The sequence below is a fragment of the Priestia sp. YIM B13489 genome, from assembly GCF_042787645.1.
Taxonomy (GTDB): Bacteria; Bacillota; Bacilli; order Bacillales; family Bacillaceae_H; genus Priestia; species Priestia megaterium.
The window spans coordinates 984,912-1,004,498 of sequence record NZ_JBHZOQ010000053.1 but is presented as its reverse complement, the minus strand read 5'-3'; the positions used below and the strand labels follow the sequence as shown (position 1 = coordinate 1,004,498).

16 protein-coding genes are annotated in these 19,587 nt (G+C 38.0%); 7 read left to right on the top strand and 9 right to left on the bottom strand.

From position 1 onward, the window contains the following. Positions 1-9: 9 nt before the first annotated feature. The 5 genes from mnmE to rpmH all read right to left on the bottom strand — a co-directional run bounded on the left by mnmE (position 10) and on the right by rpmH (position 3,808). Positions 10-1,398 (bottom strand): tRNA uridine-5-carboxymethylaminomethyl(34) synthesis GTPase MnmE, encoded by a 1,389-nt coding sequence (mnmE, locus tag ACFX4W_RS10985; protein WP_080781575.1) that lies wholly within the window; start codon positions 1,396-1,398, stop codon positions 10-12. Positions 1,399-1,703: 305 nt separating this feature from the next. Next, the gene (jag, locus tag ACFX4W_RS10980; protein ID WP_043977608.1) at positions 1,704-2,333 is read right to left on the bottom strand and encodes an RNA-binding cell elongation regulator Jag/EloR; all 630 of its coding nucleotides are present in this window, start codon (positions 2,331-2,333) and stop codon (positions 1,704-1,706) included. Further along, on the bottom strand, positions 2,330-3,094 hold the full coding sequence (gene spoIIIJ / locus ACFX4W_RS10975; RefSeq protein WP_013085568.1) for a YidC family membrane integrase SpoIIIJ: 765 nt from the start codon (positions 3,092-3,094) through the stop codon (positions 2,330-2,332). The genes jag and spoIIIJ overlap by 4 nt, the downstream gene beginning before the upstream one ends. A gap of 115 nt (positions 3,095-3,209) precedes the next feature. Continuing rightward, complete coding sequence (rnpA, locus tag ACFX4W_RS10970; RefSeq protein WP_013059929.1) at positions 3,210-3,563, bottom strand: ribonuclease P protein component; 354 nt, start codon at positions 3,561-3,563, stop codon at positions 3,210-3,212. 110 nt (positions 3,564-3,673) lie between these two features. After that, entirely contained in the window at positions 3,674-3,808 is a 135-nt protein-coding gene (gene rpmH, locus ACFX4W_RS10965) for a 50S ribosomal protein L34 (protein WP_013059930.1), read from the bottom strand. Between the two features lie 754 nt (positions 3,809-4,562). Between rpmH and dnaA the strand changes: the two genes are divergently transcribed. The 6 genes from dnaA (at position 4,563) to gyrA (ending at position 13,472) form a co-directional block, all read left to right on the top strand. After that, complete coding sequence (gene dnaA / locus ACFX4W_RS10960) at positions 4,563-5,906, top strand: chromosomal replication initiator protein DnaA (protein WP_028411911.1); 1,344 nt, start codon at positions 4,563-4,565, stop codon at positions 5,904-5,906. A gap of 186 nt (positions 5,907-6,092) precedes the next feature. Further along, the gene (gene dnaN / locus ACFX4W_RS10955; RefSeq protein ID WP_013054821.1) at positions 6,093-7,229 is read left to right on the top strand and encodes a DNA polymerase III subunit beta; all 1,137 of its coding nucleotides are present in this window, start codon (positions 6,093-6,095) and stop codon (positions 7,227-7,229) included. 100 nt (positions 7,230-7,329) lie between these two features. Beyond that, positions 7,330-7,545 carry a S4 domain-containing protein YaaA gene (yaaA, locus tag ACFX4W_RS10950; protein WP_013054822.1) on the top strand — a complete coding sequence of 72 codons (216 nt, stop codon included), beginning with the start codon at positions 7,330-7,332 and terminating at the stop codon, positions 7,543-7,545. A 14-nt stretch (positions 7,546-7,559) separates the two neighbouring features. Further along, positions 7,560-8,678 carry a DNA replication/repair protein RecF gene (recF, locus tag ACFX4W_RS10945; RefSeq protein WP_043977615.1) on the top strand — a complete coding sequence of 373 codons (1,119 nt, stop codon included), beginning with the start codon at positions 7,560-7,562 and terminating at the stop codon, positions 8,676-8,678. A gap of 240 nt (positions 8,679-8,918) precedes the next feature. Further along, positions 8,919-10,835: a DNA topoisomerase (ATP-hydrolyzing) subunit B gene (gene gyrB / locus ACFX4W_RS10940; protein ID WP_025752397.1), complete on the top strand. Its 1,917-nt coding sequence runs from the start codon at positions 8,919-8,921 to the stop codon at positions 10,833-10,835. 126 nt (positions 10,836-10,961) lie between these two features. Next, positions 10,962-13,472, top strand: a complete 2,511-nt coding sequence (gyrA, locus tag ACFX4W_RS10935; RefSeq protein ID WP_025752396.1) for a DNA gyrase subunit A — start codon at positions 10,962-10,964, stop codon at positions 13,470-13,472. Between the two features lie 507 nt (positions 13,473-13,979). On the opposite strand, the gene ACFX4W_RS10930 is transcribed toward gyrA, so the two are convergent. The 4 genes from ACFX4W_RS10930 to ACFX4W_RS10915 form a co-directional block, all read right to left on the bottom strand. Continuing rightward, on the bottom strand, positions 13,980-15,200 hold the full coding sequence (locus ACFX4W_RS10930; protein WP_043975786.1) for a multidrug effflux MFS transporter: 1,221 nt from the start codon (positions 15,198-15,200) through the stop codon (positions 13,980-13,982). A 67-nt stretch (positions 15,201-15,267) separates the two neighbouring features. Then, entirely contained in the window at positions 15,268-16,089 is an 822-nt protein-coding gene (locus ACFX4W_RS10925; protein WP_043975788.1) for a MerR family transcriptional regulator, read from the bottom strand. 63 nt (positions 16,090-16,152) lie between these two features. Next, a complete protein-coding gene (locus ACFX4W_RS10920) occupies positions 16,153-17,166 on the bottom strand; it encodes a nitronate monooxygenase (protein WP_080781545.1) in 1,014 nt (337 codons plus the stop codon). Positions 17,167-17,416: 250 nt separating this feature from the next. Then, positions 17,417-18,481 carry a lactonase family protein gene (locus tag ACFX4W_RS10915; RefSeq protein ID WP_025752899.1) on the bottom strand — a complete coding sequence of 355 codons (1,065 nt, stop codon included), beginning with the start codon at positions 18,479-18,481 and terminating at the stop codon, positions 17,417-17,419. Positions 18,482-18,814: 333 nt separating this feature from the next. Between ACFX4W_RS10915 and map the strand changes: the two genes are divergently transcribed. After that, a complete protein-coding gene (map, locus tag ACFX4W_RS10910; RefSeq protein ID WP_025752900.1) occupies positions 18,815-19,561 on the top strand; it encodes a type I methionyl aminopeptidase in 747 nt (248 codons plus the stop codon). Positions 19,562-19,587 lie beyond the last annotated feature (26 nt).

Sequence of the window (19,587 nt, the reverse complement as noted above, 5' to 3'; positions counted from 1 at the left end):
TTTAATAATCTATTTTCCTAAACAGAATTGAGAGAATAACTGATCAATTAAGCTTTCGTGAACAGCATCACCAATAATTTCACCTAATAGTTCCCACGTTCTTGTTAAATCAATTTGGACGATATCGATTGGAACACCACTTTCAATGCCTGTGATGGCCTCATCGATAGCTCCTCTTGCTTGCGTTAAAAGCGCAATATGTCTCGTATTAGATAAATATGTTAAATCTTGAGATTCAATTGTTCCTCCAAAGAAAAGAGCTGCGATTGCTTCTTCAAGCTGATCTACTCCTTGTTCTTGAAGAAGCGAAGTCGTAACTACTGGATGATCACCAGCAAATTTCTGCACTTCCTCTAGATTAATTTTTTGCTCAAGATCTGTTTTATTCACAATCACGATAACGTCCATGCCTTTTACAGCTTCAAATAGCTTTTTATCTTCGTCCGTTAGTTCTTCATTAAAATTCAACACAAGCAAAATTAAATCTGCTTCTTTCAAGTACTGACGGGAGCGTTCCACACCAATTCGTTCTACAATATCTTCTGTTTCACGAATTCCAGCTGTATCAACTAATCGCAGAGGAACTCCTCGCACATTGACGTACTCTTCGATTACATCTCGCGTCGTTCCAGGAATGTCTGTGACAATGGCCTTTGCATCTTGCACTAAACTATTTAAAAGAGAAGATTTCCCTACATTAGGACGTCCAATAATAACCGTAGCCAATCCTTCTCTTAAAATTTTTCCTTGATGAGAGGTTTGAAGAAGCTTATCAATTTCTTGGCGTACATTTGAAGCTTTTTCGATCAATACTTGGTGAGTCATTTCCTCTACATCGTCATATTCTGGGTAGTCAATGTTTACTTCTACATGGGCAAGTGTTTCGAGAATTTCCTGCCGTAAATGACGTACTAGCTTGGACAAACGCCCTTCCATTTGGCCAATCGCCATATTCATCGCTTTATCTGTTTTGGCACGAATTAAATCCATGACAGCTTCTGCTTGTGACAAGTCTACTCGACCATTTAAAAACGCTCGTTTTGTAAACTCACCCGGCTCAGCTAAACGGGCACCATTTGCAATAACTAACTGCAGCACACGATTAACGGATACAATTCCTCCGTGACAGTTAATTTCAATAATGTCTTCTCTAGTAAATGTCTTGGGACCTTTCATAATGGAAAGCATCACTTCTTCGACGACTTGCTCTGTCTTGGGATCTACGATATGACCGTAGTGAATAGTATGAGAAGCTACGTCTGTTAATCGTTTGTTCGAAACGCTTTTAAAGATACGATCTGCAATCGTAATGGCTTCTTCACCACTCAGGCGGACGATGGCAATAGCTCCTTCTCCCATTGGTGTAGAAATGGCCGCAATTGTATCAAAATCTAGCACCAACTTCACCTCATTTCATTTTATAAACCTTTTATTTTAAACGATGTTATATACTATCATCGTTAACAATTTTCCACGAACAAAAACATCTATTTTAAGGCCCGTAATTTGTATGAACCAAATAAATAGAATACCACAATTCACCGATTTGGAACATCTCTAACGTTCTTCTGTTATACACAGTAAGAAAAACAGGCAGTATGTACTATTTTAACTTATCCACATGTGAATAACAACGTATGTAACTTGATTTTTTGAACGCTAGCTTGATAAAAGTAAACATAAAAAAGCACTAGCGCATTTTGCTAGTGCTTTTTTCCGACGGGCTGAACCAAAATACTTCTTTTTGGTTCTTTTCCGACAGAGTGTGTCTCAACTAAAGAATTTTTAGCTAACACTTGGTGAATCATTTTTCTTTCATGCGAAGGCATTGGTTCTAGTTGAACAGATCGATTCGTTTTAATCGCCTGATTTGCTATTTTTAATGCCAGTTTTTCGACCATTTCTTTTCGTTTTTCTCGGTAGCCTTCTGGGTTTAATACAACATTTAAAAATTGCTGACTGTATCGATTAGCTACCAGTTGTGTGAGAAGCTGGAGCGCATTAAGGGTTTGTCCATGTTTTCCAATCAACATTCCCGCAGAATCACTACTAATCTCAATTATGCAGTTTCTCGAGGTTTTTTTGACGTTCGTATGAATCGAAATCCCCATTTTACGGCTAACATTTGTAATAAAATGAACCGCTTCCTCTACAGGGTCAACTATTTTTGTAACTTTTACAACTGCAGGTTTTCCCTTAAAGATTCCTAAAAATCCTTTTTTGCCTGGTTCAATTATTTCTACATTTGCTTGATTTCGCTCTACTTCTAAAGCATCTAATGCTTCTTGAACAGCAGCTTCAATCGTCTGGGCCGTAATTGTGATTTCGTTCATTTTTTAACCCCTTCAATATTCGCTTGTTTTAAGTCTGGCCCTTTAATGAAGTAGGTTTGAATAATCATAAATAGATTTCCCACTACCCAATAAAGAGATAAGGCGGCTGGAAAATTGATTGCAAAAACCACAATCATAATCGGCATAACCCAAAGCATCATAGCCATTTGAGGATTTTGATTTGCATTTCCGGCCATCATCATCTTTTGCTGAATAAACGTTGTGATTCCTGCGACAATTGGTAAGATAAATAGCGGGTCACGCGCACCTAAATCAAACCATAAAAAGCTGTTGTTTGCGATTTCTGACGTTCGTGTAATCGCGTGGAAAATCCCAATAAGAATGGGCATTTGAATTAGAATTGGGAAGCACCCAGCTAAAGGATTTACTCCGTAAGTTTGGAATAATGCCATCGTTTCTTTCTGCAATTGCTGCTGCGTCTGGGCATCTTTTGAACTGTACTTCTCCTTTAACTTCTGCATTTCGGGCTGAAGTGTCTGCATTGCTTTCGTGTTTCTCATCTGTTTAATCATAAGCGGTAGAATAAGTAAGCGAATCAGGATTGTGACAACGATGATCGCAACTCCATAGCTTTTAAATACCTCCGCCAGATACGTAATGACTAATGACAGCGGATACACAACATACTCATTCCAAAAACCTTTACTATCATCTGTAATAGGTTGGTTAATTTCCGTACAACCCGCTAAAACAGTTAATAGAAAGATAAGCGTTATCCCTAAAAACAACTTCTTCTTCACCTGTTTTTCCTCCTTCTACATGTTCACCTTTCAATTCTGAAAGTGCGTCAAAATCCATTATATAAGGATGCAGTAGAAAAACAACAGCTATTAAAGGCTTTTCTTCTATTGTTTATTAATCGTTTTGTCTATGTGTAAGTAATTTGCCACGCTTAAAGACATGCTGCAAGCTGCTTTTAATTTCTTCATAGCTCATTGTTGCAGCAGGCTGCCTTGCAATTACAATATAATCTTTGTCTTGCTTCAAATACGGTGTGAATTCAAACATAATTTGTTTAGCAAGGCGCTTAACTCGATTACGAGTCACGGCATTTCCAATCTTTTTGCCCACGGAGAATCCTACGCGGAAATGTTCTTGATCCGGTTTGTCTAGAACATACAAGACAAATTGGCGATTCGCTACGGACTTGCCCTTTTTAAAAACTGTTTGAAATTCATCATTCTTTTTTATACGATATCTTTTTTTCATTTTTAACAACTCCTGCCCTTTTTCAGGTCATGCTTTTATGTAGTCCCTACAGGAACAGAGGTGATTTTAGTCTTATAAAGCGAAAAAAGACCACTGGCGTCAGTGGTCTATTATGCTGATAATACTTTTCTTCCTTTACGACGACGACGAGCTAAAACTTTACGTCCATTCGCTGAGCTCATACGAGCGCGGAAACCGTGTACTTTACTGTGCTTACGTTTGTTTGGTTGGTAAGTTCTTTTCATCTATAAACACCTCCTCGAGGAATAACTGAAAAAGACAGTCCTTGCAATTATAATGAAAAGACTAAGAAGATGTCAATGTTATTTAAAAAATAAAATTTTCAATCTCTTGGTTTCATTATCTGTTTTACTCAATCTTCTTCATTCTAATATCTTTATAACCCAATTGTCTATACCTAATCAATAAAATTCATTGATTTATTAAAGAAAAAATTTTTCCTTTTCATCTCTTTTTCTTTCTCTACCAGCTGTGATCGCATCGTTACTGAACAAAACTACAACAATAAATGTTATAAAAAGCCTCTTTTTTATTCAAATTCTTCTCTTAAACCTTTGTGGATAAGTTTTTTCGACATTTTTCTACTTTTCCATTTCTTATCGACAACTCATGCACACTATCTTGTGTTGTGGAAAACTTTTCTCCACAAGGTGTAGTGATTGTGGATAAGTTTCGAAAATTCATTGCATCATGCCGAATTCTTTGATATTATATTTTTGTTTTCACTCTTAATTACTTTTCCACAGTTGGTTTTTATCCACAAACTGTGGACAACTTGTGGACATCATTTCCACTATCACTGTATAAAGTTATCCACACCATGTGGAATCTGTCGAATAGTCGGCTTTCTTCTATAATATATATTTACCCACATAATAGCAATTGTATAAATATAAATTTTTTATGCATAAGGTTTTGTACAGGTTGTACAAGAGTTGTACAAAGCGCATAAAAGCTAGAAAAAGGAGGGATTGCTCGTTGGAAAACATTCATGATTTATGGAATAGAGCTTTAGATCAAATTGAAAAAAAATTAAGCAAACCTAGTTTTGAAACGTGGCTCAAATCGACAAAAGCTCATGCTTTACAAGGAGACACGCTCATTATTACTGCGCCTAATGATTTTGCACGGGACTGGTTAGAATCTAGGTATTCTAATTTAATTGCTGAAACGCTTTATGATCTTACGGGGGAAGAGTTAGATGTAAAATTTATTATTCCTCCTAACCAGGCCGAGGAAGAATTCGATATTCAAACTCCTAAAAAGAAAGTCAATAAAGACGAAGGAGCAGAATTTCCTCAAAGCATGCTAAATTCGAAGTATACCTTTGATACATTTGTTATCGGATCTGGAAATCGGTTTGCGCATGCAGCTTCTTTAGCAGTAGCAGAAGCGCCGGCTAAAGCGTATAATCCGCTTTTTATTTACGGGGGAGTAGGATTAGGTAAAACACACTTAATGCACGCCATAGGCCACTATGTGTTAGATCATAATCCTGCCGCGAAAGTCGTGTACTTATCATCTGAAAAATTCACAAATGAGTTTATTAACTCTATTCGTGACAATAAAGCAGTAGAATTCCGCAACAAATACCGTAATGTAGATGTTTTACTGATTGATGATATTCAATTCTTAGCAGGTAAAGAGCAGACACAAGAAGAATTTTTCCATACGTTTAATACGCTTCACGAAGAAAGCAAGCAGATTGTCATCTCAAGTGATCGACCGCCGAAAGAAATTCCTACACTTGAAGATCGACTTCGCTCTCGCTTTGAATGGGGCCTTATTACAGATATCACACCACCAGATTTGGAAACACGAATTGCTATTCTGCGTAAAAAAGCAAAAGCGGACGGCTTAGTTATTCCAAATGAAGTTATGCTTTATATCGCCAATCAGATTGATTCAAATATCAGAGAATTAGAAGGCGCACTTATTCGTGTAGTAGCTTATTCTTCACTAATTAATAAAGATATAAACGCTGATTTAGCAGCAGAAGCATTAAAAGATATCATTCCTAGTTCAAAACCTAGGGTTATTACGATTCAAGACATCCAACAGATTGTTGGACAAGAATTTAATATAAAATTAGATGATTTTAAAGCGAAGAAACGTACAAAGTCAGTAGCGTTTCCTAGACAAATTGCCATGTACCTTTCTCGCGAACTAACAGATTTTTCGCTGCCTAAAATTGGAGAAGAGTTTGGCGGGCGAGACCATACTACTGTCATCCATGCTCATGAAAAAATTTCAAAACTTGTTCAAACAGATACTGACCTACAAAAACAAATTAAAGAAATAAGTGAATCACTAAAAATATAGGCTTTTTTTACTTGTATTTTGTGTATAAGTGAGTTAGGATTGTACACAGTCTGTCCACATGTGGATAGGCTGTGTTCTCACGTTTTTAGGGGTTATCCACATTTCCACAGCCCCTATTACTACTACTATCTTAAAATATAATAAATAATAAGCTTTTAAACCTACTTTTAAGGAGGATTAATTATTATGAAATTTATCATACAGAAAGACTATCTAGTTCAAAGCGTTCAAGACGTTATGAAAGCTGTATCTTCTAGAACAACCATTCCAATTTTAACGGGGATTAAAATTGTAGCGACTGAAGAAGGTGTTACCTTAACAGGAAGTGATTCTGATATCTCGATTGAATCGTTTATTCCAAACGAAGAAGAAGGAAAAGAGATTGTTGATATCCAAAAACCAGGCAGCGTTGTTCTCCCAGCTCGTTTCTTTAGTGAAATCGTCAAAAAGCTTCCTAAAGACATTGTAGAATTAGACGTCCAAAGTCACTTCTTAACAATCATTCGTTCAGGAAAAGCTGAATTTAACTTAAACGGTTTAGATGCAGAAGAGTATCCTCATTTGCCACAGATCGAAGAAAACAATATGTTTAGATTACCGACAGACTTATTAAAAAACATGATTCGACAAACTGTCTTTGCGGTGTCCACCTCAGAAACACGACCTATCTTGACAGGTGTAAACTGGAAAGTCGATGGCAAAGAATTAACGTGCATTGCCACTGACAGCCACCGCCTAGCTTTGCGAAAAGCGACCATTGAAACTGGAAATGAAGCAACGTATAATGTGGTTATTCCAGGTAAAAGTTTAAGTGAATTCAGTAAGATCCTTGATGATTCTCATGAATTAGTAGACATTGTTATCACGGAAAATCAAGTATTATTTAAAACAAAACATTTACTATTTTTCTCAAGATTGTTGGACGGGAATTATCCTGATACTTCAAGATTAATCCCAGCTGATAGTAAAACGGATGTTATATTGAACGTAAAAGAATTCTTGCAATCGATTGACCGCGCTTCTTTATTAGCTCGTGAAGGAAGAAACAACGTAGTAAAACTATCTACGCTGGATGAGGGAATTGTTGAAATTTCTTCTAACTCTCCTGAAATCGGAAAAGTAATTGAAGAGGTACAAAGTCAGTCTATCTCAGGAGAAGAATTAAAAATTTCTTTTAGCGCAAAATATATGTTAGACGCATTAAAAGCGCTCGAAGGAACAGATATCAAAATTAACTTCACTGGTGCGATGCGTCCATTTGTCATTCGAACATTAGAGGATGATTCAATGCTGCAGCTGATTTTACCAGTGCGAACATATTAAATCTCAGAAAGCTACTAGCATGCCGTACTAGTAGCTTTCTTTTCTCAAGGAGAATTATTTAGTAAAATAGAGGTACATCATTAGAAAGTGAGAGAGTCGCATGAAAACAGAAGTTAAAATTTCAACTGAATACATTACGCTTGGCCAGTTTTTAAAACTAGCAGACGTCATTCAAACAGGCGGAATGGTAAAATGGTTTTTAAGTGAGCACGAAGTATATGTAAACGGGGAGCTAGAAGAGCGCCGCGGACGTAAATTATATGCAAATGACGAAGTGGATATACCGGCTGCAGGATCATTTGTTGTCATTACTTAAAGTTGGTGAAACGTTTGTATATTAAAGAAATTACTTTAACAAATTACCGAAACTATACGAAGACAACGATTCCTTTTGAAAATAAAGTAAACGTCATTTTGGGTGAAAACGCACAGGGTAAAACAAACGTGATGGAATCGATCTTCGTATTATCTATGGCTAAATCTCATCGTACATCCAACGATAAAGAATTAATTAAATGGGACTGTGAGTATGCAAAGCTATCTGGCATTGTAGAAAAGCATAGAGGGCCTGTTACACTGGATTTAGTCATCTCAACAAAAGGGAAAAAAGCAAAATATAATCACATTGAGCAGAAAAAACTCAGTCAATATATAGGGTCAATTAACACTGTCATGTTTGCTCCGGAGGATTTGAACTTAGTTAAAGGGAGTCCGCAAGTAAGGCGCAAATTTATCGATATGGAGATTGGTCAAGTTTCGCCTGTTTACATGCATGATTTAAGCAGGTATCAAAAGATTTTGCAGCAAAGAAATCAATATTTGAAGCAGCTGCAGACAAAAAAACAAACGGATCTTTCACTTTTAGACGTACTTACGTTACAGTTAAGTGAAATGGCGGCGAAAATCTTAAAAAAACGTTTTGAGTTTTTACGGTTACTCCAACAGTGGGCAGAGCCTATTCATAAAGGGATCAGTCGAGACTTAGAAACATTAAAAATTGAGTATAAGAATTCAATTGATGTATCAGAAGATGCAGATTTGTCGAAAATGTTAGAAGCATATCATCAAAAGTTTGATAAAATAAAAAGTAGAGAAATTGATAGAGGTGTCACCTTAGCAGGACCACACCGTGATGATCTTCTTTTCTACGTTAATGAGAAAGACGTTCAAACATTTGGTTCACAAGGGCAACAGCGGACGACTGCTTTATCGTTAAAGCTTGCTGAAATTGAGTTAATTCATCAAGAAGTAGGTGAATATCCAATCTTGCTTTTAGACGACGTATTGTCTGAATTAGATGATTTTCGTCAATCACACTTGCTAAATACCATTCAAGGAAAAGTTCAGACGTTTGTAACGACAACGAGCATTGAAGGAATTCATCACGAGACCTTAGAAAAAGCCGCTACATATCACGTAGAAGCTGGCCAAATTCAAAAGGTCAAATAGCAATTGATCTGTCTAAAAACTTTTCGCAAGGCAATCTAACTGAAATATGATATCATTATAGTTTTAAGTCTATATATTTCAACTCGTACCCTCGATTATGAAAATTTTGTGCATAAGTAAACAAATTGCAAATACATTAAAGGCTCCGTATTATTTCCACATAATATTCGAAAAACATAATACAAAATGATAAATACAGCAGTTTGCTGTTAAAAAAAAGTGTAGGTGATACATTTGACGATGGAACAAAAAGAAGTACAAGCATATGAAGCTGATCAGATACAAGTATTAGAAGGATTAGAAGCTGTTCGTAAACGTCCGGGGATGTATATTGGATCGACGAGCGCAAAGGGTTTACATCATCTTGTATGGGAAATTGTAGATAATAGTATTGATGAAGCGCTGGCCGGCTATTGCGATGAAATTAATGTTATTATCGAAAAGGATAATAGTATTACAGTCAAAGATAACGGTCGTGGAATTCCGGTTGGTATTCAAGAAAAAATGGGCAGACCTGCTGTTGAAGTTATCTTAACGGTTCTTCATGCCGGAGGTAAATTTGGCGGCGGCGGCTATAAAGTATCTGGTGGATTACACGGTGTAGGTGCCTCAGTTGTTAACGCACTTTCTACCTCTTTGGAAGTGCACGTACATCGTGACGGTAAAGTTCATTATCAAAAATATGAACGAGGTGTACCGGCTGCTGACTTAAAAGTAGTTGGAGAAACAGATAAAACAGGTACTGTTATTCAATTCCGTCCAGACAGTGAAATTTTTACAGAAACGCTTGAATACGATTTTGACACGTTAGCTAATCGTCTGCGTGAGTTAGCTTTCTTAAATCGCGGCATTAAAATTACGATTGAAGACAAACGTGAAGAAGATAAAAGACGTGAATATCACTATGAAGGCGGAATTAAGTCTTACGTTGAACACTTAAACCGTTCGAAAGAAGTGATTCACGAAGAGCCCATCTATATTGAAGGTAATCGAGACAACATTTCTGTAGAAATTGCTATTCAATATAACGATAGCTATACAAGTAATTTATATTCTTTTGCAAACAACATTCACACATATGAAGGTGGAACGCACGAAGCAGGATTTAAAACAGCGTTAACGCGTGTAATTAACGACTATGCACGTAAAAACAGCGTATTTAAAGACAGTGACGCCAATCTAACGGGTGAAGATGTTCGTGAAGGAATTACAGCTATCATCTCTATTAAGCACCCAGATCCGCAGTTCGAAGGACAAACAAAAACAAAGCTGGGAAATAGTGAAGCAAGAACAATTACTGACTCTGTGTTTGCAGAACACTTAGAAACTTACTTGCTAGAGAACCCTATTGTGGCGAAAAAGGTAATTGAAAAAGGTTTAATGGCTGCAAGAGCAAGAATGGCGGCTAAAAAAGCTCGTGAGCTTACACGCCGTAAAAGCGCGCTTGAAATTTCAAACTTACCGGGTAAATTAGCAGATTGTTCATCAAAAGATCCTTCTATTAGCGAACTTTATGTAGTAGAGGGTGACTCTGCAGGAGGTTCAGCTAAGCAGGGAAGAAGCCGTCATTTCCAAGCTATTTTGCCTTTACGTGGTAAAATTATCAACGTAGAGAAAGCGCGTTTAGATAAAATTTTATCTAATAACGAAATTCGTACAATCATTACCGCTCTAGGAACGGGTATTGGTGACGATTTTGATATTTCGAAAGCCCGCTACCATAAAATTGTGATTATGACAGATGCAGACGTAGACGGTGCGCATATTCGTACGCTTCTTCTAACGTTCTTCTATCGCTATATGAGACAGATTATTGAGCACGGATATGTTTACATTGCCCAGCCGCCTCTTTACAAAGTTACACAGGGTAAAAAAGTGGAGTACGCGTACAACGATCGTCAATTAGAAGAGGTATTAGCTTCTTTCCCTGAAGGCGCAAAACCAAACCTTCAGCGTTACAAAGGTTTAGGAGAGATGAATCCTGAACAATTATGGGAAACAACAATGGATCCAGAGTTCCGTACCCTTCTTCAGGTGAACTTGCAAGATGCAATTGAAGCTGATGAGACATTTGAAATTTTAATGGGCGACAAAGTAGAACCACGCCGTAATTTCATTGAAGAAAATGCTCAGTACGTAAAAAATCTTGATATTTAAATGAACGGTAATACCCTTTATATGTTTTATAAAGGGTATATAAACGTCAGGATAGAGATAGGTTCTATCCTGCGTTTACATATATATGAATTACTATACTGAACTTCGCGAAGGAGGTTCTTATCGATGTCAGATAAACCAAACTCTCAAATAAGAGAAGTAAATATTAGTCAAGAAATGCGCGCATCCTTTTTAGATTATGCAATGAGCGTAATTGTATCGCGTGCTTTACCAGATGTAAGAGACGGACTTAAGCCTGTGCACCGTCGTATTTTATATGCAATGAATGATTTAGGTATGGGATCGGATAAGCCATATAAAAAATCAGCTCGTATCGTAGGAGAAGTAATTGGTAAGTATCACCCACACGGTGACTCAGCTGTATATGAAACAATGGTTCGTATGGCACAAGATTTTAGCTATCGTTATATGCTAATTGACGGTCATGGAAACTTTGGATCTGTTGATGGAGATGCAGCAGCAGCTATGCGTTATACAGAAGCAAGAATGTCAAAAGTTTCGATGGAACTGTTACGTGACATCAATAAAGATACAATTGATTACCAAGATAACTATGACGGTTCTGAACGTGAACCAATTGTATTACCTGCTAGATTTCCAAATTTACTTGTAAACGGTTCAGCCGGAATTGCGGTAGGTATGGCGACAAATATTCCTCCGCATCAGTTAGGGGAAGTCATTGACGGCGTTTTAGCTGTAAGTCAAGACCCTGATATCACAATTGCAGAGTTAATGGAGATTATTCCAGGCCCGGATTTCCCAACTGCAGGACAAATTCTTGGGCGCAGCGGAATTCGTAAAGCTTATGAAACTGGAAAAGGTTCTATTATTGTTCGCGCAAAAGTAGAAATTGAAGAACAAAGCAATGGTAAACAAACTATTCTTGTTCATGAACTTCCATACCAAGTAAATAAAGCAAAGCTAATTGAAAAAATTGCCGAGCTAGCCCGTGATAAAAAGATTGATGGAATTACGGATTTACGAGATGAGTCTGACCGTTCGGGTATGCGTATTGTTATTGAAGTAAGACGTGATGCAAATGCAAATGTTTTATTAAACAACTTATATAAGCAGACATCTCTTCAAACAAGTTTTGGTATTAATACCCTTGCATTAGTAGATGGACAGCCAAAAGTATTGAACTTGAAGCAATGTCTACAGTACTACTTAGACCATCAGGTAGTGGTTATTCGCCGTCGTACTGAATTTGAACTTCGAAAAGCAGAAGCACGTGCGCATATTTTAGAAGGTTTAAAGATTGCTCTTGATAATTTAGATGCTGTTATTGCTTTAATTAGAGGTTCTCAAACAACAGATATTGCACGTGAAGGATTAATGACGCAGTTTTCGTTGTCTGAAAAACAAGCGCAAGCTATTTTGGATATGCGCCTACAGCGTTTAACAGGATTAGAGCGAGAGAAGATTGAAGCAGAATATCAATCTTTATTAGCGCTAATTGCTGAATTAAAAGCTATTTTAGCAGATGAAGAAAAAGTATTAGAAATTATTAGAGAAGAACTAATAGAAGTAAAAGAAAGATTCAATGACGGCCGTCGAACAGAAATCGTAAGCGGAGGAGCTGAAATTATCGAAGACGAGGATCTGATTCCTCGCCAAGATATTGTTATTAGCTTAACGCACAACGGCTATATTAAACGTTTGCCTGTTTCTACGTATAAGAGTCAGCGAAGAGGCGGAAGAGGTATTCAAGGAATGAATACAAACGAAGATGATTTTGTTGAACATCTTCTAACAACTTCTACTCATGATACGATTCTCTTCTTTACAAATAAGGGAAAAGTTTACCGTACGAAAGGATACGAAATTCCAGAGTACGGAAGAACGGCTAAAGGGATACCTATTATTAACTTGTTAGAAGTAGACAAGGGTGAGTGGGTAAATGCCATCATTCGCGTCGATGAATTTGTAGACGATTGGTATCTATTCTTTACTACAAAACAAGGAATTTCTAAGCGTACACCCTTATCTTCTTTTGAGAACATTCGAAATAGCGGACTTATCGCCTTGAATTTAAGAGAAGAAGATGAATTGATTTCTGTTAAATTGACAGATGGTAAGCGCGATATGGTTATTGGAACGAAGAAGGGTATGTTAATTCGTTTTAATGAAAATGATGTTCGTTCAATGGGACGTACAGCCACTGGAGTTAAAGGGATCACTCTCGATTCAGAAGACGAAGTAATCGGTATGGAGATTCTCGAAGAACAATCAGATGTCTTGATCATTACGAAAAATGGTTACGGAAAACGTACGCCGATTGAAGAATATCGTGTACAAACAAGAGGCGGTAAAGGTTTAAGAACATGTAATATCACTGATAAAAATGGTGATGTTGTCGCACTGAAATGCGTATCTCAAGAAGAAGATATTATGCTTATCACAGTAAGCGGCGTTCTTATCCGTGTTTCTGTTTCAGATATTTCACAAATGGGCCGTAACACACAAGGTGTCAAAGTCATTCGTTTAGGAGACGAAGAGTTTGTTTCAACGGTTGCAAAAGTACAAACTTCAGAAGATGAAGACGAAGTTTTAGACGAATTAGATGAACATGAAGAGACAGATATAATAATTGAAGCTGAAGAAACAGAAGAATAAAAAAAGCCCCTGAAAAAGCAGGGGCTTTTTTTATGTAAAAAACCTTGCCATAGGCTTTTGATTTTGGTAATATATAAAAAGTCAGCAAAACATATATGAGTTTTTTAGTAGTTTTAAAAAAGTTATATAAAAGTGTTGACAACGATTCTTATAAAGTGTTATTATATAGGAGTCGCTTTANTCCTGAACATAAAGGCGGTCCTTTTAACAATTTAGATGCGGCTACAAAGAAAAAAGCGAAAGCTATTATGGATCAGCTTCGCGACGGCACGCTGACTAAGGAACAAGCTGAAGCCAAGTTAAAAGAACTTGGTGTGAATTTCCCTGCTAAAAAGAAAGATTTTCTAAGCGGGGTAGATGCTGAAACAAAAGCGAAAGCTGAAAGCATTTTGGAAAATGCAAAAAAAGAAATTCAAAAGCTTGGCGTTACAATGCCGTTTGAAAATCACGAGCACAAAGCTCAATAATTTAAAAAGCTACTTGGCTGTTGAAAGCCAAGTAGCTTTTTTATGATCCAGTTTTCCTTCTCACTAACGTCATGTACACACCTAATGCTAATAAATCACAAACCATAATCACAATGCCCATCGGCAGAGCATTTTGCCCTCCTCCAAGACCAACAAGAGGAGCTACGGCTGCTCCGAGCAAAAACGGAAGCAACCCTAGAAGCGCTGAAGCACTTCCCGCGTTCGAAGCTTGATTTTCCATAGCGAGTGAAAAAACGGTTGTGTTCACAATTCCTACGCTCGATACTACAAAGAAAAGCAAGATGCAAACCAAAATAACGGACATGTGAGTAGCAATCACGGCCACTAAAAGCACGCTTCCAACCGCTGCTTGAAGCAATCCATACATAAGAAGAGTAGCTTCTTTTACTTTACCCGCTAAACGTCCTGTCACTTGAGTAGCTATAATGAGCCCAAAACCGTTAATCGCAAAAACAAAGCTGAACATCTGCGGAGACAGGCCATAAATGTCTTGAAGGACAAATGTAGAACCTGAAATATAAGCAAACATGGCACTCATAATAAAACCTTGCGCCAGCGCATATCCCACGAAGACACCATCTTTTAGCAATACACCAAATGTACTCAGTACTTCTGTTAATCCGCCTTCTTTACGTCGTTCGAGCGGAAGCGTTTCTTTTAAACAAAATAAAACGGCAAAAAACATTAGTGCACCAATCACTGCTAGCACACCAAAGACTCCGCGCCACGACATAACCGTCAGCAGCTGTCCGCCAGCAACCGGAGCCAAAATAGGAGCTAACCCATTTACAAGCATAAGCATAGAGAAAAACTTTGTTAAATCCGAACCTGAAAACAAGTCCCGCACGCTCGCTCTTGAAATAACCATTCCTGCTGCTCCTGCCATACCTTGAATAAATCGCAAAACGATAAAAATCCAAATAGACGGTGCAAACACGCATAAAACAGATGCAGTTGCATAGGTGATTAATGCTGCTACAAGCGGCTTTTTCCTTCCGCGAATATCACTGAATGGCCCCACGACCACTTGCCCAAATGCTAAGCCCAATAAGCAAGCTGTCAGACTGACCTGCGCTAAAGAAGCTGAAGTATGCAATTCTTTCGCAAGCGTCGGCAGCGCTGGCAAATACATATCGATTGATAACGGTCCAAATGCGCTCAGTGAACCCAAAATTAAAATAAATAAAATGCGATTTCCTCGGCTTAAAGACATTCCTTGGGAAATACTTTGCTGATTCATCTATTGTTGTCTCTCCCTTCAGCAGTTCTACAATAGTCTCATCTTAAACCCTCCAGCTACTGGATAGTCAAGACGTAATTCGAATTTGAATTTCCGTCAGCCGCTCTTCTTCATGATGTGAAATAAAGGAATCTACAATCCGCCGAATTAAGAAAGGACCTTCTGCTTTGTATCCTTCTGCTTTAATAAAGTTCAGTAACGCATCGTAATAGACTCCTGTGGTATCTCTCTTTTCTCTCATATAAATAGATGCGTAATCGCCTTCAGGTATTAACGTAACGAGTTCATGCTGAAAAGAAACATCACTTTCCACCAATAAAAAAATGCCATCGTAATCTGTAAATTGTTGTTTTTTCGTGTTTTCTACCGATAGCATAAATCCTACTTTCCCAATCATAATCGGGGTAATATGGCTGATTTTCTTTTTTAAATCACGCAGAACACTTTCAGTCCCGTCTAACGTGCCTACCTCCGCTTTTACTTGAACAACCTCACGAGAAGAAAGGTGTTTGATGAACGGGGCTCCTATTTGGTTAATATGTCTCGTCTGTTCTAATTCCTTCATTCGAGTTGTTAACTGCGCATTCACTCTTTGAAGGTGACGAATTTTTTCTTTTGTTACCTGCTGATATTCCGCTAAAGTTTCAATAAATTCATCCAAGCTGCTGTGCTCCATCTTTCTTTTAATTTCTTTTAACGGAACTCCCATCAGCTTTAAATAAACAATGATGTCTAATTTCTTAAATTGTTCTAACGTATAGTAACGATATCCGGTTTGTGGATCAACTTCGTAAGGCTCAAATAGACCAATTTCATCATAATAGCGAAGTGTTTTAACCGGAATATCATGCAGTCTGGCCATTTGTCCAATCGTAAATTTGTTTTGCACTATAAGTCCACCTTCTTTATGTAAAGCTGCTTGCACTTAAAGCAAGCAACAGCGTAATTCTCATCATTCATTTAGTTCTTGTACAAGCTCTTCCACAATAAGATGTGCAGGCAGTTCTTTTGCCAGCGTAAATCCAGTTCCTGCCCACAAAGAAGCGTACTCTGGATTCTTCATTTGTGTAGCTTTTGCTCGAATAGGCTTTGTCATGTAATGAATATGAGGGTAGGCGGATGGTGCTGATTTATCATAGGAAATAAAAAAGGCATTCACAAATCCTCTAGCACGTTTCCCTGTGAAAGCTCGTGTGATACCTGTTTCATTAAAACGTTTTTGAAGAATGCTTTCTTTGTGAAGAGCACTCGCTCCGCTTTCTGAACAACAAATAAAAGCCGTACCTAACTGAGCGGCAGAAGCTCCTTCTTGTAACACACGTTTGATGTCAGATCCCGTCATCAACCCTCCAGCAGCAATCAATGGCTTTTTAGTGATTGAGCGAACTTCTTTTAGCAAATTCATAAGCGGATAGTCCACCGAACCCTCTAAAAAAGTAGATCGATGGCCGCCGGCTTCAATGCCTTGCAAACATAGCGCATCCGCTCCTGCTCTCAAAGCTACTTCGGCTTCTTGAGGTGTTGTAATCGTAACGAAAACACGGCTTCCAATTCCTTTTAAACTTGCTACAATCTCTCGATCCGGGCACCCAAATGTAAAGCTCACAGCAGGTACTCGATGTTTTTGAATGATGTCGAGCTTGGCATTCCATTCATCATCATCATTCTTTGGTATACCAACTTGACACTCCAAATATTCAGCTGCTTTTGACAGTTCTTTTTGGTAACAATCAAGTGCATCAACTGCTATTTTTTCATTTGTCGGAACGAACAGATTCACTCCAAAAGGTTTTTTCGTAAGTGAGTGCATCTCTATAATTTCCTGCTCCAATTCACGCGCACTTTTATATCCAGCAGCTAAAAACCCTAGCCCTCCGCTATTAGATACTGCTGCAGCTAGTTTAGGCGTCGAAACTCCTCCTGCCATGGGAGCTTGTACAATTGGATACTCACATATATTTTCCACACTTATCACCTCAGCCTTTCATGCGTTCTCTCTTCATTCTACTATAATCCCAGAAAAAAAAGCCCTCCAAAAGGGCTTTTCTTCCATATATACATAGATTATAAATGATGCTAAAAAACGCACACTACCTGACTATTCCCTCAAAGATTCACCTATGCGGATGACACTAACCCCGCAAGGGAAGTGACATCCGCTTAGATTTGAAAGCCAGACCTGATTGTTCTTTGATCAGGTCTGGCTTTCAAATCTATTACTTATAGTGGAGGAACTTTACGCACACAGCTTCTGGAACCGTAACATTAGATTGAAGAAGCGTTAGCTTGCCACTTTCTTGGTCTCTTTCAAACAGTACTAAATTTCCTGTTTCTTGATTAGACGCTACAATAAATTGTTCCGTTGGATCCAAAACAAAATCGCGCGGCCAGTCGCCTTCAGTGCCTGTCCATTCTACGAATGTTAACTGTCCAGAATCCTGATCTACTTTGAATGTTGCAATCGAGTTATGTCCACGGTTTCCTGCATAGACAAAGCGGCCATCTGAAGAAATGTGGATCGCACTCCCTTGATTATTTTCTGTAAAATCAGCCGGGATCGCTAAAGTAGCTTGTTGTTGAGTAAAGCTTCCTTTACTTTCGTCATAAGTTAAAAATAAAACTTCAGAGCTGAATTCTGTCATTGCATAGGCATAGCGGCCATTTGGGTGGAACGTTAAATGTCTAGGGCCCGAACCAACAGATGTAGAAAGACTGTTGACTTCCTTCAATTTATTCTCTTCCACTTCATATGTCACGATTTCATCAATACCTAAGTCCACAACGGCCACGTGCTTTTCTCCAGGAGTAAAATCGGCATAGTGTACGTGTGGTTTTCCTTTTTGTCCTTTTTTGAGGTCTGAATGAGGATGTTCCACTACGGATGCTACATATTCAATTTCTCCTGTTTCTTCATTAACAGAATACGTCTCAACGCTCCCTTTATGAAAATTAGCAGATAAAACAAGCGTATTATCTTCATTCACTGAAACATAGCAAGGAGGCGCGCCGTCTAGCAGCTGTTTGTTTACAAATTTCAATTGCCCTGTGTTTGGATCAATCTTAAAAGCAGCTACTCCGCCTTTTTCTCCTTCTTTAATAACTGTATAAAGATGTTCGTTGTCTTTGCTTGCATTTAAGTATGTAGGATTTTCAATTTTAGCCACGGCTTTTACTTCTACAATCTTTTTAGCCTTCGTATCTAACGTAAATGTATAGACACCTTCACTGCCTGCTTTTGTATATGTACCTGCAAATCCAATAAATTTTCCATGTTCACTCATTTTCCTATACCCCTCCTAAAGAATTGTTTTGTTTCATTTATTTTACTATATCATACCGCATTTGTTATAGAGAATGCTCCAATTCAATGTTCATTTATCAGTTTTCCCTACATGCCCATCGTCAAACCCTTCCTTTTTAAGCCTGCATCTTGCATTTTCCTACCATTGGGCGTTATGATTAAGGATGATTTTATATCGCCCCATAGCAGACGGCTTCTGTATTTCTTGGATTTTCAAATAAAGAAGAATGAACTGATGAATAGTCTACTTTCATCGCTATAACCGCTGCTTAACTTTTTTCGTAAAGTTACATCAAAAAAGGAGTGAACAACAATGATCACATTAAAAAGTGAACGCGAAATTAATTTAATGCACGAAGCAGGTAAATTATTAGCTTCTTGTCATAAAGAAATCGCTAAAATGATCAAACCAGGCATAACAACAATGCAAATTGATAAATTTGTTGAAGAGTACTTAGCAAAGCACGGAGCAACGCCGGAACAAAAAGGATACAAAGGCTATCAATATGCAACGTGCGCTTCTTTAAATGATGAAATTTGCCACGGTTTTCCAACAACTAAACCGTTAAAAGACGGTGATATCGTAACCATTGATATGGTTGTAAATTTAAACGGAGGCTTAGCAGATTCCGCATGGACTCATACCGTTGGAGACATTTCAGACGAAGCGCAGCGTCTAGTAGATGTTACATACGAAGCGCTTTTAAAAGGAATCGAGCAAGCACAGCCAGGAAATCGCACAGGTGACATTGGCCACGCTATTCAAAGCTATGTAGAAGGCGAAAAATTCTCTGTGGTACGCGACTTCACAGGACACGGAATTGGAAATACCATGCACGAAGCGCCTACAATTCTTCACTACGGAAAAGCTGGCAAAGGTACACGTTTAAAAGAAGGTATGGTTATTACAATTGAGCCAATGGTAAACGCTGGTACATGGCATTCTAAAATGGATAAAAACGGTTGGACGGCTCGTACAACAGACGGTAAATTATCCGCTCAATTTGAACATACACTTGCGATTACGAAAAACGGTCCTCTTATTTTAACAGCACATTAAAAAAACAGCCCTTTTGAGGCTGTTTT